The sequence below is a fragment of the Streptomyces thermoviolaceus genome (assembly GCF_045209695.1).
GTDB lineage: Bacteria > Actinomycetota > Actinomycetes > Streptomycetales > Streptomycetaceae > Streptomyces > Streptomyces thermoviolaceus.
In genome coordinates this window covers 182,652-198,893 of record NZ_CP109280.1, presented here as the reverse complement: position 1 = coordinate 198,893, position 16,242 = coordinate 182,652, and the positions used below count along the sequence as shown (strand labels likewise).

Annotated in this window: 14 protein-coding genes; 6 read left to right on the top strand and 8 right to left on the bottom strand. The window is 73.2% G+C overall.

Annotated features, from left to right (window positions below):
* The first annotated feature begins 69 nt into the window (after positions 1-69).
* The 3 genes from OG899_RS00870 (at position 70) to OG899_RS00860 (ending at position 2,262) form a co-directional block, all read left to right on the top strand.
* Positions 70-1,275, top strand: a complete 1,206-nt coding sequence (locus tag OG899_RS00870) for a cytochrome P450 (protein WP_406310862.1) — start codon at positions 70-72, stop codon at positions 1,273-1,275.
* A complete protein-coding gene (locus OG899_RS00865) occupies positions 1,272-1,550 on the top strand; it encodes a ferredoxin (RefSeq protein WP_125497336.1) in 279 nt (92 codons plus the stop codon). Before OG899_RS00870 ends, OG899_RS00865 begins: the two co-directional genes overlap by 4 nt.
* Positions 1,551-1,656: 106 nt before the next feature.
* Positions 1,657-2,262 carry a TetR/AcrR family transcriptional regulator gene (locus tag OG899_RS00860; RefSeq protein WP_125497335.1) on the top strand — a complete coding sequence of 202 codons (606 nt, stop codon included), beginning with the start codon at positions 1,657-1,659 and terminating at the stop codon, positions 2,260-2,262.
* A gap of 13 nt (positions 2,263-2,275) precedes the next feature.
* Here the strand turns inward: OG899_RS00860 and OG899_RS00855 are convergent, their stop codons facing one another.
* The 8 genes from OG899_RS00855 to OG899_RS00820 form a co-directional block, all read right to left on the bottom strand.
* Positions 2,276-3,475, bottom strand: a complete 1,200-nt coding sequence (locus OG899_RS00855; RefSeq protein WP_406310861.1) for a lanthionine synthetase LanC family protein — start codon at positions 3,473-3,475, stop codon at positions 2,276-2,278.
* A 73-nt stretch (positions 3,476-3,548) separates the two neighbouring features.
* Positions 3,549-3,701 (bottom strand): hypothetical protein, encoded by a 153-nt coding sequence (locus tag OG899_RS00850; RefSeq protein WP_168132482.1) that lies wholly within the window; start codon positions 3,699-3,701, stop codon positions 3,549-3,551.
* A 22-nt stretch (positions 3,702-3,723) separates the two neighbouring features.
* A complete protein-coding gene (locus OG899_RS00845) occupies positions 3,724-6,360 on the bottom strand; it encodes a lantibiotic dehydratase (RefSeq protein WP_356850124.1) in 2,637 nt (878 codons plus the stop codon).
* Positions 6,361-6,362: 2 nt separating this feature from the next.
* A complete protein-coding gene (locus OG899_RS00840; protein WP_206346003.1) occupies positions 6,363-7,337 on the bottom strand; it encodes a thiopeptide-type bacteriocin biosynthesis protein in 975 nt (324 codons plus the stop codon).
* A gap of 379 nt (positions 7,338-7,716) precedes the next feature.
* Complete coding sequence (locus tag OG899_RS00835) at positions 7,717-9,270, bottom strand: MDR family MFS transporter (RefSeq protein ID WP_356850132.1); 1,554 nt, start codon at positions 9,268-9,270, stop codon at positions 7,717-7,719.
* Positions 9,271-9,448: 178 nt separating this feature from the next.
* A complete protein-coding gene (locus OG899_RS00830; protein ID WP_406311187.1) occupies positions 9,449-10,141 on the bottom strand; it encodes a TetR/AcrR family transcriptional regulator in 693 nt (230 codons plus the stop codon).
* Between the two features lie 160 nt (positions 10,142-10,301).
* A complete protein-coding gene (locus OG899_RS00825; RefSeq protein WP_125497331.1) occupies positions 10,302-11,639 on the bottom strand; it encodes a dicarboxylate/amino acid:cation symporter in 1,338 nt (445 codons plus the stop codon).
* A 101-nt stretch (positions 11,640-11,740) separates the two neighbouring features.
* Positions 11,741-11,869, bottom strand: coding sequence for a hypothetical protein (locus OG899_RS00820; RefSeq protein WP_268249200.1), 129 nt, complete (start codon positions 11,867-11,869; stop codon positions 11,741-11,743).
* A gap of 501 nt (positions 11,870-12,370) precedes the next feature.
* On the opposite strand from OG899_RS00820, the gene OG899_RS00815 reads away from it, so the two are divergent.
* The 3 genes from OG899_RS00815 to grpE all read left to right on the top strand — a co-directional run bounded on the left by OG899_RS00815 (position 12,371) and on the right by grpE (position 16,056).
* Positions 12,371-13,156 (top strand): polysaccharide lyase family 7 protein, encoded by a 786-nt coding sequence (locus tag OG899_RS00815; RefSeq protein WP_125497330.1) that lies wholly within the window; start codon positions 12,371-12,373, stop codon positions 13,154-13,156.
* A 435-nt stretch (positions 13,157-13,591) separates the two neighbouring features.
* Entirely contained in the window at positions 13,592-15,466 is a 1,875-nt protein-coding gene (dnaK, locus tag OG899_RS00810; RefSeq protein WP_189343405.1) for a molecular chaperone DnaK, read from the top strand.
* Positions 15,467-15,468: 2 nt separating this feature from the next.
* Positions 15,469-16,056, top strand: coding sequence for a nucleotide exchange factor GrpE (grpE, locus tag OG899_RS00805; protein ID WP_125497328.1), 588 nt, complete (start codon positions 15,469-15,471; stop codon positions 16,054-16,056).
* Positions 16,057-16,242: the final 186 nt, after the last annotated feature.

Genomic DNA, 16,242 nt, shown 5'->3' with positions numbered 1-16,242 from the left:
CGGTCACTCCGGGTCGATCGGCGCGACGGCCCTGAGAGCAGATGGTTCCCCCACGAGAGGCAGCCCCTCATGACCATCACCGACCCTCACCCCTTCCCGTTCAGCGAGCCCGACGAACTGCGCATCGATCCGCGGCTCGAGCAGGTCCGGGAGAAGGAGCCGCTGTGCCCGGTCAAGCTGCCGCACGGCGAGCCGGGCTGGCTGGTCACCCGGTACGAGGACGTCAAGACCGTGCTCGGCGACCCCCGGTTCAGCCGGGCCGAGGCCGTGCGCCGGGACGAGCCGCGCACCCGGTACCACCGGGGACTTCCGGGCAACATCATGGAGTTCGACCCGCCCGAGCACACCCGGCTGCGCCGCGTGGTCGCCAAGGCGTTCACCGCCCGCCGCGTGGAGCAGCTCAGGGTCCGCGCCCAGGAGATCGCCGACCGGCTCGTCGACGAGATGATCGCCCAGGGGCCGCCCGCGGACCTGGTGAGCGCCTTCGCCCTGCCGCTGCCGGTGACGGTGATCTGCGAGCTGCTCGGGGTGCCGTTCGAGGACCGGGCGCGCTTCCGCCACTGGTCGGACGCGCTGCTGTCGACCACCCGCTTCAGCCCCGAGGAGATCGACCGCTGCGCCGACGAGCTGTCCCGCTACATGGCGGGCCTCGTCGCCGAACGCCGCAAGCACCCGCAGGACGACCTGCTCGGCGTGATGGTCGCCGCGCGCGACGAACAGGACCGGCTCACCGAGGACGAACTGGTGGCCATGGGCGTCGGCGTGCTGGTCGCCGGCCACGAGACCACCGCCAGCCAGATCCCCAACTTCGTCCACACGCTGCTGGAGCACCCCGAGGAACTCGCCCGGCTCCGCGCCGACCTGGGACTCGTCCCGCAGGCCGTGGAGGAACTCATGCGGTTCGTGCCGCTGGGCAGCGCCTCCACCGCCCGCTACGCCGTCGAGGACGTCGAGCTGAGCGGCGGAGTGGTGCACGCCGGCGAACCGGTCGTCGTCTCCACCGCCGCGGCCAACCGCGACACCGCCGTGTTCACCTGCCCCGAGCGGCTGGACCTGACCCGCAAGGAGGCCGCGCACGTCGGATTCGGGCACGGCCCGCACCACTGCCTGGGCGCCCAGCTCGCCCGGATGGAACTGCAGGTGGCGCTGAGCACCCTGCTGCGCCGCCTGCCCGGACTGCGTCTGGCGGGCACCGAGGAGGACCTGGTGTGGAAGGCGGGCTCCGGTGTGCGGGGCCTGGAGAAGATGCTCATCACCTGGGAGGCGGCGGCATGAGCGGCGCGGACCGGGAGACTGCCGGGGCCGTGCCCGCCCCCGGCACGCGGACGGAGATCTGGCGGGTGCGGGTCGACACCGGGACCTGCATGGGAACCGGCATCTGCGCCGGCGTCGCGCCCGACCGCTTCCAGGTCCGCGACGGCGTCTCGCACCCCACGGCCGAGTACGTCCCGCCCGAGGACCGTGTGGTGGACGCCGCCGAGTCCTGCCCCCTGGAAGCCATCCGGGTCACCCACCGCGACACCGGCGCCCTGATCGCTCCCGAGGCATGACGGCGTGACGCGCGGCACGGACCGTGCGAGGGGAGACGCTCCGCCCTCCCCTCGCCGGTCCGGCACCGTGGGTCCCGCCCGCGGCGGCCCCCACTACGCTACGGCCATGACCGGCCAGACGACGAGCACGAGCCACCGCGAACGCAGCAAGGCCAGACGCCGGGAGGCCATCCGACGGGCCGGCATGCGGCTGTTCGCCGAACGCGGCTACGACGGCACCACCATCGCCGACATCGCCGCCGCGGCCGATGTCGCCCCCCGGACCGTCTCGCTGTACTTCCCGTCCAAGCACGACATCGCGCTGTCCGTGCCCGACGAGATCGCCTCCCGGCTCACCGCCGTCTTCCGCAGCCGTCCCGGGGCCGGGTTCCTCGACTGCGTCGACACCTGGCTGCGCGGCGAGGCCGAGGCCCTGGACCCGGAACTGCTCGCGCTGCTCACCGCCATGTACGACGCCAACCCCGCGCTGAAGGCGCACGGCAGCAGCCAGATCGAGGAGTCCGTGCGGGTCACCGGCCCCGCCCTCGCCGCGGCCACCGGCCTGCCCGCCGGCCACCCGCTCAACGCCGTGGTCGGCGCCGCCGTCGGCGCCGCGCTCAGCCAGTACTTCGCGGCCGTCCTGTGCCAGGAGAACGCCGCCGCCCTGCACGCCCCGTTCATGGACTGCCTGCGCGCCCTGGTCGACGCCGCCCGGCACCGCACCTCGCGCTGACACCGCGTCAGGGTCAGCGCAGCCCCAGACACGGCAGCCAGGTGCGCGGCCCGCCGTGCACGGCGGTCAGCAGCGCGGCGAACACCCCCGGCAGTCCCGTCAGCAGATCCGCCGTCCAGCCCTCCTCGTCCTCCGGCCGGGGCAGTCGGGCCGTCAGATACCTGACCAGGCGCCGTTTCAGCGCCGCGGCGGCCGGCAGATGCGCATGCCGGTCGAAGGCGTCGGCGACGGCCAGCACCCCCGCGGCACCGTGACACAGGCCGAGCCGGTCGGCGGGGGAGTCGCCGTACAGATGGAAGTCCACGTCGTAGTGCTCGGCGAGCGTGGTGAAGGCGGACGCGGCCCAGCGCGCACCGGCCGCGTCACCGAGGGCGTCGGCGGCGTCCCACAGCGCCCAGGCCACGCCCGGGGTGCCGTAGCACCAGGCCTGACGGGGATGGGCCTGCGGCGGCGGCGCACCGTCCAGGCAGGCGCCGGGCCAGGTGCGGATGCCCCGTGCGTCGTCGTAGGCCTGGCGCACCAGCCAGTACCGGGCACGGTCCAGCGCGGCGGCCAGCTCGCCGGCGAGTTCCGGGTCCGCGCCGCAACGGCGCACGGCGGCGGTGAGCGCGGCGACGACACCGGCCACGCCGTGTCCCATCCCGGTGTTGACGCGCCCGTGCACCCACGCCAGATAGGGGTGGTCCTGGTAGTGCCCCGTCCGCAGCCGGGGCAGCTCGTCCTCGTCGCACAGCAGCGCCAGATGCGCGGCCAGCGGGCGCAGCCGGGCGGCCACCGACCGGTCCGCAGGCTCTCCGGTGCACAAAGCGAGCAGCGTCCCGGCAGGACCGCAGATCAGGTCGTAGTCGGGAAAGGTGACGGCCCGTGTGCGGTACCGAGGGGCGCGTCCGGCCAGAAGGGCCCGGAGCCGGTCCGCCACCGGCCGCAGCGCGGGGTGGACGCGGGTGCCGAGGCGCAGGCCGACCAGGGTGCCGGCCAGACCCCCGTCGTACAGGGCGGGACGGGACGGTCCGCGGCCTGCGGTGCGGGCCCACGCGGCCACGGCGGCGGGCGCCGCCCGGTCGTCGGCCACCACGTGGGCCAGGACGGGGATCCCCGGGTCGCACAGGTGCCCCCGGTCCGCGGGGGACACCGTCCACTGACGCAAGTACCGTACGGCGAGGCCGTGCACGCCGGCGAGCGGGGAGGCCGGTGCGGCCGGTTCCTGGACCATGGGGGTTCCTCACGAAGAGCGTGACGGGAGGCGGCGGAGCCGCCCGCGGGCGCGGGCGGCTCCTGAGCGGCGGTCAGCAGACGATGACCGTGTTGCAGATGATGATCGTGCACAGGCCGCTGCAGCCCTCGCTGTAGGCGGAGGCCGACGGCAGGTCCTCGTCCGTGATCCGCTCCTCCAGGTCGCTGATCAGGGTGTCCAGTTCGGTCAGTTCGTTGGTGGGCATCTCGTCTCCCTTTCCCTTCCGGTCATCGGGTGTGGGCCGCCCCGGCGGGCCGCCCCGCGGGCGGGCCGGGGACGTCGATCCGGCCGTCCCGCATCAGGGCGTCGGCGGCGGCCGCGGCGAGACGGTCCGCGCCGACGTCGTGCGGGAGCCGGAGCAGCAGTTGGGCGGCGACCGCCGCGCCGCCGTGCAGCGGGTCGCGCACCAGCAGGTCCTCGGGGGCCGGCAGCATCTCCTCCACCAGCAGCGCCCCGCCCGCCTCCCGGGCGCACAGCCGCTCGATCAGGGGGATCGCGGTCACCGAGGCCAGGTCCACCGGAACCGGTTTGCCGCCGGGCGCGGTCCGGGCGAAGACGTACCGGGGCAGGTCGGTCGCGCGGCGCAGCACGGCCAGGGTGCGCACCTTGGCGAGCAGGTCGTCGTCCGGCCGCCACAGCCGGTCGCGGCCGATGCGCCAGGTGGCCGGGGCGAGGACCAGCTCGCCGCCCGCGGTCAGCCGCGGCAGCCGGTCCCGCTCGGGCAGCGCCCCGTCCAGCGCGTCCAGCCGGACGACCCAGGAGGCCGCCGGATGGCTCGCGGCGAGCAGCAGCCGGACCAGGGTGTCGTAGGGCGGGACGGGGGAGCGGGTGGCGTGATGGACGGGCACGATGCGCCGGCCGTCGGCCTCCGCGACGATCCGGCCGTTGCCGCGCCGCAGCGTGATGCGGTCCAGCGGCAGATGACGCGCCTGCCGGCCGGAACTGCCGTAGTACGGCGTCGGATCCGGGTCACCGGTCCACCAGCCGGTGGTCACCGGACGGCGCACCGCGTTGGCGGACCGCTCGGTCAGCGGCGGCACCAGCAGGTCGACGAAGCGGACCCCGGTGCGGCGCTCGACGGCGGCGAGGAAGGCGCGGTAGGCGTCGCTGTTGCCGTACCCGCCGTACAGCGTGCGCAGCCCGTCGGCGAACCGTGCGTCGAGCACCCCGGCCGGCGAGGCGGTCTCCAGCACCGCCACCGGGCCGCGTCCGCCGGGGCAGGGCAGCGGGCGCAGCAGGCAGTCGAGCGGCCAGGGCGGCAGCACACCGGCGCGCGGTGCGCCCAGCGCGTCCAGCAGATCGTCGTCGAGATCGACGCTCGCCGCGCCGGCCCGGGCGGCCGCGTCCAGATGGTCCAGCAGCCGCGCGTATCCCCCGGCAGGGTCCCGGGCGGGCGCCCAGCCGGTGTAGCGGCGCCGCGCGGGCGGCGGGGCACCGGCGGCGAGCCGGGCGGCGAGGATCTCCCCGACGGGACGGGGACGGTCCGTCACCTCCGCGAACTCCGGTTGCGTCCACGGGGATCCGGTCACGTCGTCGGTGGCGCGCAGGGCGGCGACGCGGGCCGCGATCCGCAGTCCGCGGGCGACCCGGTCGACGGCCCGCCCGGACACGGCCGCGTCGCGGCCGGCACGGCGGTAGGAGTCCAGGAACCACAGGCCCGCCCCGGCGTCCTCGGGCTCCCGCGGCAGTGGGCCGGTGCGGGCGACCGCGTCGGCCGGGAGCCAGCCGCTGCGGTGCTGCCGGGGCGCCCGGCAGATCTGCACCACGCCCAGCGAGTGCAGGTGCTGCAGGAACCCCCGCACCACGGCGGGCGTCGGCACGGGCCGACCGGTCCGCGCGGTGCGGGCCGGCAGCGCCTGTTCCAGGTCACCGAGGGAGCGCGGGCCGTCCGCGAGCTCGGCCAGCACCGCCTCCAGCACGGCGGTGCGGCGCAGGACCACCTGCCGGAGCCGGTTGGGGACCCGGGGGTCGACGGCATAGCAGCGCAGCTGCCCGGGTGCGTCGCCGGTCCGCTCCCCGGGGGGTTCGGTGAAGTGCAGGGGCGCCGGCGCCAGCACGGTCTCCGGGGCGGCGGTGCGCAGGTCGGGCAGGGCCGTCCGCGCCCTGACCAGGTGCACGTTCTCCACCGTCAGGGCGGCGAGCGCCCCCAGGGCCGTGCCGGGTGCGAGCAGCGACGGACACCCGCCCGGCTCGCAGACCACCGGGACCGCGGCGATCTGGCCCGCCCAGCCGCGCGGTGTCGTCTTCGCCGCGGCCCGGCCCACGATCCGCCACAGGAACGCGGCCCGTTTGCGCAGGCTCTTGTCCGACCAGGACGCGCCCGAGGCGAGCCGCCGCGCGACGTCCTCGGCCAGACCGGGAGCGGCGCTGTCCAGGAACGCGCGCAGCACGGGGCTGGAGCGGGCCGTGCGCCACACCTGCTCGGCCACCCGGTGCCGTTCGGCGGCGAGCGCCTCCCGCAGGTCGTCCTCGGCGGCCCGCACCGCCCCGGCCTCCCGCCGCAGGGCATGGGCCTGCGCCACGAGATCCCGGGGCACGGCGGCAGAGTTCCGCAGCAGCGCACAGTCCGCGTCCCGGGGCGGAGCGCCCGCGTGCAGCCGGCGCCGCAGGGCGAGCACGGCGCCGCGGCCGGCGGCGTCCAGCCGCGGGTCCGGCACCACCTCGGTGCCCAGCCGGGCGGCCAGTGCCCGCGCCCGCGCGGCCAGCCGTCCGGTGTCGTCGGCGAGCCGGGCGGCGGCGTCGAACAGCTGGACGGCGCCGCCGGCGGTCCAGGCCGTCGCGGGCAGCCCGCCGACCCGCAGCAGTGCCGTGGCACCCAGCGCCGTCTCCGACCAGACACGTGTCTGTGCCGGCAGGTGCGCCATGCTCAGCCCACCTCCTGGTGACCGTCGGCGGCGAGCGCCTCGGTGAGCAGGCACTGGCGTGCCGTGGACAGCCCGCCCCGGTTCCAGTGGAAGACCGCATGGCGGGCGGCGGCCCGGCGCGGGCCCAACGTGGCCTCGCCGGAGGCGAAGCAGCCGGTGTGCCACTGCCGGGCGGCCGACTCCACCGCCCGCAGGTGCTCCTCCATGACGTCCCGCCAGGCCTTCGGCAGCGCGTCGAGCCGGTCCTCGCGGCCGGACTCCCAGTAGCGGCGGATGCCGGCGGCGGCCCGCCGCAGGTCCGGTGAGTGCAGTCCGCGCGACAGCCCGCGTCCGGTCTCCTCCCGTACCGCCTGCCAGACACCGCGGTGCTCCCAGCCGACGACGCCCAGCGCGTCGCACACCGCGCGCAGCAGCATCAGCGACACCCGCCAGGCGGGCGGCGCCGGTTCACCGGCCGCGGCGGTGTGCACCCGCAGCCAGGCGAGGGAGTCGGCGGTGAACAGCGTGTGCACGAAAGACATCGCGCGCGGGCCGCCGAACAGATACGTCTCCGGCTCGTACACCCGCGGCACGGGCCGCTCCCAGGCGGGCCCGTGCCGCGGGGGAGCCAGCCGGCCGAGCAGCACCTCGCACAGCTCCGGAACACGGGAGCGATCCGCCGCGCGGAAGCGGATGCGCAGCCCCGGGGGCTTGTGCATGAAGAAGAAGTCACCGGCCCGCCCGGACGCCAGCAACTCCTCCGCCGTGCCGAGGAGTCGCTCGTAGAGTCGGCGTTCCGGGCGGGGGGCCGGGCAGGGCACGTCGAGCTGGACCCAGCCGTCCTGCCGGGCGTGGGCGCGCAGCGCCTCCAGACCGGCCGCCAGGAAGAGCCGGCGAGCCGCCGGGTAGCCGTCGTCCTGTGCCGTCAGGGGGACACTGCCGAGCGGCTCGGTGCGTGCGTCGTCCAGACAGTCGGCCAGTAAGCGCTCGACCCGCATCAGGGGGCCTCCTCGCCGGGGACATGGGGGAACACCCCTGTGATGTCCTCGGCGCGCGGCTCCCAAAGCGCCCGACGCAATGGTCATATGATCGGCAGGTGTGCGCGGACGGTATGCCGCGCCGGGCGCACCGCCGGTCCACGCGCCGGTCCTTTGACGGTACGCCGGTGGCACCCGCGTGCCGCCTGTCGCCGGGGCCGTCCGGACGGGCACGTGCACACCCCCGCCGCACACGACCGGCCCGGGCGGAACGCACGCACGCCCCCGCCGCACACGACCGTTCCGGACGGAGCACGCGCGACAGGGACGGCGCGCATGCGAAAGGGGCGGTGCCGTCGCACCGCCCCTTCGCCGGGGAACCGTCGTCCCGCTCCTCCGGTCAGCCCGTCGGAGCGGGCGGAGCCGCGTCGGCCTCCTGGGCCAGCCGCTCCATGCCGCTGGTGGTCTTCAGCGGCTTCTCCTTGATGAACACCACCGCCACGAGGGCGAGCAGTGCGAAGGGCGTGGCGATGAGGAACAGGTCGGCCGTGGCGATGCCGTAGGCGTGCTCCACGATCGCCCGGAGCGGCGCGGGCAGCGACTTGACGTCGGGCACACCGCCCCCGTCGCCCGAGCCCGCCTGGGTGGACGTGGGGATGCCCGCCGCCTTCAGGCCCTTGGTCATCTCGGTGGTGACCCGGTGGGCGAGGATGGCGCCCAGGACGCTGGTGCCGATGGTGCCGCCCATGCTGCGGAAGAAGGACAGCACGGAGGTGGCGGCACCCAGCTCGGCGGCGGGGACGTCGTTCTGCGCCGCCAGGACCAGGTTCTGCATCAGCATGCCGACGCCGACGCCGAGCACCGCCATGAACACGCTCAGCAGGCCGAAGGAGGTGTCGGCGTCGATGGTGGACAGCAGCGCCAGACCCGCGGTCATGACGACGGCGCCCGCCACCAGGTAGACCTTCCACGTGCCGGTCCTGCTGATCACCTGGCCGACGACGGTGGAGGACACCAGCAGGCCGAGGATCATCGGCAGGCTCATCAGACCCGCCACGGTCGGCGACTTGCCCAGCGAGATCTGGAAGTACTGGGAGAGGAACACCGTGCCGCCGAACATGGCCACACCGACCAGGAGGCTGGCGACGGTGGTCAGGGTGACGGTCCGGTTGCGGAAGATGTCCAGCGGGATGACCGGTTCGGGGGTGCGGGACTCCACGACCACGGCGGCGGCGAGCAGCAGCACACCGGCCACGGTGAGCGCGGCGGTCTGCCAGGACGCCCAGTCGAACTGGTTGCCGGCCAGCGACACCCAGATCAGCAGCGCGCACACGCCCGCCACGATGAGGAAGGCACCGAGGAAGTCGATGTGCACCTCGCGCCGGACGGTGGGCAGCCGCAGCGTGCGCTGCAGCAGCACGATGGCCAGCAGCGCGAACGGCACGCCGATGAAGAAGCACCAGCGCCAGCCCAGCCAGGAGGTGTCGACGAGGACACCGCCGACCAGCGGACCGGCCACCGTGCCGACCGCGAAGACGGCACCGAACATGCCGGCGTACTTGCCCAGCCGGCGCGGCGGGATGACCGCGGCCATGACGACCTGGGCGAGCGCGGTCAGACCGCCCGCGCCGATGCCCTGCACGACCCGGCTGAAGATCAGCAGCCCGACGCCGTGCGAAAAGCCCGCCAGCAGCGAGCCGACGACGAACATGCTGAGCGACAGCTGCAGCAGCAGCTTCTTGTTGTACAGGTCCGACAGCTTGCCCCACAGCGGCACCGTCGCCGTCATGGCGAGCAGCTCCGCGGTGACCACCCAGGTGTAGGCGGACTGGCTGGCACCCAGGTCGGCGATGATCGTGGGCAGGGCGTTGGACACCACGGTGCCCGCGAGGATCGCCACGAACATGCCGGCCATCAGACCGGACATCGCCTGGATGATCTGGCGGTCGGACATGGAGGTGGGCGCCTGCTCGGACGCCGGCGGTATGGAGGAGGGCGCCTGCTCGGGCGCAGGTGGTGAGGTCACGGCAGCTCTCTCGGCCAAGTCACGGAAGGTCGACAGGTCAGGAAGGTCGGTGGGCCGCCCGTGACACGGGCGGCCTGGTCGGCAGGGCAGGAGGGGCGGACGGGCATCAGACGTGCGCCGGAGCCGGCAGCCCCGCAGCGAGGAGGTCGAACACCCGCCGGAAGACGTCGGCGAAGGATCCCTCTTCGGGACGGGAGGACCAGTGCTCGACGCTGACCCGCACCGCGGTGGTCGCGACCGCGGCCACCAGACGGGGGTAGAGGTCCAGTGCCTTGCGCCGTTCCTCGGCGTCCTTCGGGCCCGCCCCGGTCCCCGCGGCCGCCTCGGGGCCGCCGGATCCGGGGGACAGCCGCCGGGCGACGGCCTCGGCGAGCCGGGTCTCGTCCGCGACATGGGCCGCGAGACTGCGCACCAGCAGGTCCGGGGCGGTACGCAGCACCTTGGCGTGCAGCGCCCACAGCTCGTGCTGCTGCTCGGCCTCCGCCAGCTCGTCGGCGAGGGCGTCCCGCACGGCGTGGAGCGGAGTGAGTTCGGCGGGTGCGTCGAGCACCGCGAGCCTGATCCGCTCGGCCGCGTCCGCGTCCAGGATCAGGAACGCGTCGTCCCGCGACGCGAAGTAGTTGAAGAAGGTTCGGGGCGACACGCCCGCCTCGGCGCTGATGGCCTCGACGGTCACCTTCTCCACTCCGTGCTTGGCGGCCAGCCGCACCGCGGCCTCGGCCAGAGCGGCACGGGTCGCCTGCTTCTTCCGCTCACGCAGCCCACCCCGAGCGGATTCCCTCTCCGACATGACGCGCATCTTATGCAAACATGCACGGTGTGCAAAAATCGGGGTCTTCGTCCGGTGCCGGGGGCGGCCCCGGCCGGTGCCCGCAAGCGCGCGGTACCGTCCCCGCACAGCGCACCGCCCCGCCGGAGAGCGACCGGCGGGGCGGTGCGGGGGTGCGGTGCGGCGGTGGTCAGCCGGCGACGGTCGCGGCCGGCTGCGGCTCGCTGCGGACGGTCTCGTCCTCCTCGACGGGGGAGGCCGTGACGGTGTCGTACTTCGTGCGGTCCAGGATCTTCTCCCGGGCGGAGACGATGACCGGGACGAGGGCCTGGCCCGCCACGTTGGTGGCGGTGCGCATCATGTCCAGGATCGGGTCGATCGCCAGCAGCAGACCCACGCCCTCCATGGGCAGGCCCAGCGTGGACAGGGTCAGCGTCAGCATCACGGTCGCGCCGGTCAGGCCGGCGGTGGCGGCCGAGCCGATGACCGAGACGAAGGCGATGAGCACGTACTCCTTCACGCCGAGAGGCACGTCGAAGATCTGGCTGACGAAGATCGCGGAGATGGCCGGGTAGATCGCGGCGCAGCCGTCCATCTTCGTGGTCGCGCCGAACGGCACCGCGAAGGAGGCGTAGTCGAGCGGGACGCCCAGGCGGATCGCGGACTGCTGGGTGACCGGCATGGTGCCCACCGAGGAGCGGGAGACGAAGGCCAGCTGGATCGCCGGCCAGGCGCCCTTGAAGAACTGCAGCGGGTTCAGCTTGCCGACGGTGGCCAGCAGCAGCGGGTAGACGCCGAACAGGACCAGCAGGCAGCCGACGTAGATGTCGACGGTGAACGTGGCGTAGTTGCCGAGCAGGTCCCAGCCGTACTGCACGATGGCCCGGCCGATCAGGCCCGCCGAGCCGATCGGCGCGAGCAGGATCACCCACCACAGGGCCTTCTGCAGCAGCTCCAGGACGGTCTCGGACAGGGACAGCAGCGGCTGGGCCTTCGGGCCGATCTTCAGCACGGCGACGCCGGCGACGACGGCCATGAAGACGATCTGCAGCACGTTCAGCTCGGTGAACGGCGTGACGACGTCGGTCGGGATGATCCCGGTGAGGAAGTCCAGCCAGCTGCCGGCGTGCTCCGGCTTGGCGCCGTCGGCCGGGGTGAGGTCGGAGCCCGAACCCGGGTTCGACACCAGGCCGATGACGAGGCCGATGACCACCGCGATCAGCGAGGTGATCATGAACCACATCAGGGTGCGGCCGGCCAGGCGCGCCGCGTTGTTGACCTTCCGCAGATTGGTGATGGACACCATGATCGCGAAGAAGACCAGCGGGGCCACGGCCAGCTTCAGCAGCTGGACGAAGATGCCGCCGACCTTGTCGAGCGTGGTGGCGAGCCAGGAGACGTCGTAGGTGCGGGCGACGAAGCCGAGCACCAGGCCGACGACGAGGCCCAGCAGGACCTGGGCCCAAAAGGGCACGGGTATCCGGCGTCTTGCCGTGGCGGGCTTGGACTCAGTGGTGTTCGAGGACACGGACGCAACTCCAGTGGGAAGCGCGGGAAGAGGTGAGGCGGGACATACCAGAGCGGCGACCGTGAGGAGTCAACGGCGCCGCTGCATCGAGGAATGCGCACTCAGACGTGACAAGCCGCGGACATGCAGCGGCAGAGATCGACATGCAGGCGTGCCACGAGCTGCACACCCGTGGCGTCGCGGCGGGCGCGACACAGCGCGCCGACGCGGTTCGCATCTGCTGTCTTCATGGCGGAAACGTTAACACTTGTACTTTGAGAACATCAAAGCGAAGGTTTGGCCTTTCTCCGGCCGCCCGCCGGACGCCGCTCCGGCCGTGCACCGGAGTCCGCGTGCCCACGGGTGCGGCCGTCCGGCGGGCCGGTGAGCTGCGGGCGCCGCTCGGGCGTGCACGGTGGGGCGCATGTGCGACGTGCGCCGATGCGGGACGGTGCGGCGTCGTGAACCGGGCTCCGGGTGCGCCGGGATGCGATGCGACGGCGGCCCGATCGCTTCGGTCGTGCCCGCCGGAGTGCGCCGCAGGGATGGCCGAAAACATTCGGTCGCGGACCCTGAGGGTCGGGGTGCCGCGTGCCCTGCCCGGCCCGGTCTTGACGTGCTTGGTTCAGACCTTTAAGTTCACGGATCGCCGACGGGTCCAAGTGGATGTCTATCGTTCAGCATGCTGAACACGGGGGCATGCGGTCCGGCGGTCCGAGTCATGCTCATGTTCTCAGTGGAAGGACCTCCCCATGACGCCTGTCCAGCGATTCCGGACGTCCGCGACCGCGGCCCTGGCGCTCGCCGGCACGCTGGCCCTCTTCGGTGCGGGCACCGCACAGGCGGCGGACCCGCACGTCGCCCCGGGCGGCAACTTCGACCTGTCCGTCTGGGAGCTGCAGGAGCCGGTCGGCTCTCCCGGCCACCCGACCACCATCCCGTCGTCCCGTCTGCAGGGCCCCAACGGCTACCAGGACGACTACTTCTACACCGACACCCGGGACGGTGCGATGACGTTCTGGGCGCCGGAGAAGGGCGTGACCACCCCCAACTCCAAGTACGCGCGCTCGGAGCTGCGGGAGATGAACCGCGACGGCAGTGCCGCCGACTGGTCGCTGTCCGGCAACCACCGGCTCAGCGCCACCCTGCGGGTGGTCTCCGTGACCTCCAACGTGTGCGTGGGGCAGATCCACCTCGGCTCCGGCGGCACCTCCACCAAGCCGCTGGTGGAGCTGTACTACCACGCCAACGGCGACATCGTCGTCGGCACCGAGAACTCCCCGGCGGGCGGCCAGACGCTGCACACGGTCGGACATGTCTCCAAGGGCAAGACCTGGAGCTACACCATCGCCGTCTCGAACGGCAACACCCTGGACATCACCGTCAACGGCAGCACCACGCACTACCCGATCGCCGACTCCTTCAAGCAGTACAAGCAGTACTTCAAGGCCGGTTCCTACAACCAGTCCTCCTCGGACAGCACCACCAACGGTGCCCGGGTGGCCTTCTACGGCCTGACCGTCTCGCACTCCTCCTGACGGGACGCCGCCCGCGCCGGCCGGACGAGCCGGAGTCGGCGGGGCGGCGCCCGGCGTGGGCGCACCTCCGGTGCCGGGCGGCCGGACGGCCCGTGCGGCGGTCGCGCGGCGCAGTGCCCCGCGGTGCGCCCGCCTGGACGAGACACGGCGAGCAGGTCCGACGGTGTATCCCCTGCGGGGTGCCGCCCGGCCTGCTCGCCGTCTCGTGTGTCCGGCGTGCGCCCGACCGTGCGCTCGCCTCTCCGCGCAGCTCGCCCCCCGGCGTCATGACGACCCCCGCCTCTCCGTGTGCCCCGACGGACCCGTCGTTCCCGCCCGCCCTCGGACCATACTTGACAAGAGGGCACTCAAGTTTTATTCAGGCTTGTAGGCAACCTGGTCGAAAACCGCAGCTCGGCCGGTGAGACGCGGTGGAGAAGACGAGGAGGAGCCCAGATGGCGCGTGCGGTCGGCATCGATCTCGGTACGACGAACTCGGTGGTATCGGTACTCGAAGGCGGAGAACCCACCGTCATCACCAACACGGAGGGCGCGCGGACCACCCCGTCGGTGGTGGCCTTCTCCAAGAACGGCGAGGTGCTGGTCGGCGAGGTCGCCAAACGGCAGGCCGTGACGAACGTCGAGCGCACCGCCCGCTCCGTCAAACGCCACATGGGCGACCACGACTGGCGCTTCCCCGAGCACGGCGACATCGACGGCAAGCGGTACCGGCCCCAGGAGATCTCCGCCCGGGTGCTGCAGAAGCTGAAGCGGGACGCGGAGGCCTATCTCGGCGAGGACGTCACCGACGCCGTGATCACCGTGCCCGCGTACTTCGACGACACCCAGCGGCAGGCGACCAAGGAGGCCGGCGAGATCGCGGGCCTGAACGTGCTGCGGATCATCAACGAGCCCACGGCCGCCGCGCTCGCCTACGGCCTGGACAAGGAGAACGACCAGACCGTCCTCGTCTTCGACCTCGGCGGCGGCACCTTCGATGTGTCCCTGCTGGAGATGGGCGAGGGCGTCATCGAGGTCAAGGCCACCAACGGCGACACCCACCTCGGCGGCGACGACTGGGACCAGCGGATCGTCGACCACCTCGTGAAGCAGTTCAAGAACCACTACGGGGTGGACCTGTCGAAGGACAAGATGGCCGTGCAGCGTCTGCGCGAGGCCGCGGAGAAGGCCAAGATCGAGCTGTCCTCGGCCACCGAGACCTCGATCAACCTGCCGTACATCACCGCCTCCAGCGAGGGACCGCTGCACCTGGACGAGAAGCTCACCCGGGCCCAGTTCCAGCAGCTGACCGCGGATCTGCTGGAGCGGTGCAAGAAGCCGTTCCACCAGGCGGTCGAGGACGCCGGGGTCGAGCTGAAGGACATCGACCATGTGATCCTCGTCGGCGGCTCGACCCGGATGCCCGCGGTCACCGACCTGGTGCGCGAGCTGACCGGCAAGGACCCGCACAAGGGCGTCAACCCCGACGAGGTGGTCGCCGTCGGCGCCGCCCTGCAGGCCGGTGTCCTCAAGGGCGAGGTCAAGGACGTGCTGCTGCTGGACGTCACCCCGCTGTCCCTGGGCATCGAGACCAAGGGCGGCATCATGACCAAGCTGATCGAGCGCAACACCACGATCCCGACGAAACGCTCGGAGATCTTCAGCACCGCGGCCGACAACCAGCCGTCCGTGACCGTGCAGGTCTACCAGGGCGAACGCGAGATCGCGGCGTACAACAAGAAGCTCGGCAGCTTCGAGTTGACGGGTATTCCGCCCGCGCCGCGCGGGGTGCCGCAGATCGAGGTCACCTTCGACATCGACGCCAACGGCATCATGCACGTCTCCGCCAAGGACCTCGGCACCGGCAAGGAACAGAAGATGACGGTCACCGGCGGCTCGGCACTGCCCAAGGAGGACATCGACCGGATGATCCGGGAGGCCGAGCAGCACGCCGAGGAGGACCGCAGGCGCCGCGAGGCTGCCGAGACCCGCAACCAGGCCGAACAGCTCGTCTACCAGACGGAGAAGCTCATCCAGGACAACGCCGACAAGATCCCGGCCGACGCCAAGAACGAGACCGAGAGCGCGCTGGCCGAACTGAAGGAGAAGCTCAAGGGCGAGGACACCGCCGCCGTCCAGCAGGCCATGACCCGGGCGGCGCAGGCGGCGCAGAAGATCGGCACCGCCCTGTACGACCGGGCACGCGCCGAGCAGCAGCCCGCGGGCGGCACGGCCGGGTCCTCGACGGGCGGCGGCAAGACCGGCGGCGCGGGCGACGACGAGGTGGTGGACGCGGAGATCGTCGACGACGACAAGCCGGAGGCGGGCTGATCATGGACGACGACCGGCAGCGGACGACGGACCCGGCCCGGCTGGAGCGGCTGCTGAAGGAGCGCACGGCCGATCTGCAGCGGGTGAAGGCCGAGTACGACAACTACCGCAAACGTGTGCGCCGCGACCGTCTGGCCGTGCGCGAGATCGCGGTGGCCAACGTCCTGCGCACGCTGCTGCCCGTCCTCGACGCCGTCGACCGCACCTGCGCACACGAGCCCCTGACGCCGGGTCTGAAGGACATCAAAGACACTCTGCACACCCAGCTCGGCGCCCTGGGGCTGCAACCGGTGGGCGAGCAGGGCGAACCCTTCGACCCGGCCCGCCACGACGCGGTCACCCAGCACATCAGCCCGGACGCCGGCCGGCTGGTGTGCACGCGGATCCTGCGCCGCGGCTACCGGCTCGGCGACCAGCTGCTGCGCCCGGCCCACGTCGAGGTCACCGGGCCGCCGCCGGAGGAGGGCAGCCCGCCCGGGGTGTCGGACGACGGCCGTCCCCAGACCGCGGACGACGGCCGCCCGCCGGCCCCGGTGGAGGAGCCCACCGGGCTGGTGGGCGGCGGCGACGACCGCCGGATGCTGCCGTAGCCGCACCTCGGACGCGGGCGGCCCACGGGCCGACCGTGCGCCTGCGGGTCGCCCGGCGCACCGGCGGCCGTGGTCCCGCCGGACGAGCCCGGACCCGGCGTGGCGACGACGGCCTCGCCGGTGCGCTCCGACCGCCCCCGGGGGTGCCGTGGGCATCGGACCGTGCCCACGGGCCGCCCCGGTGTC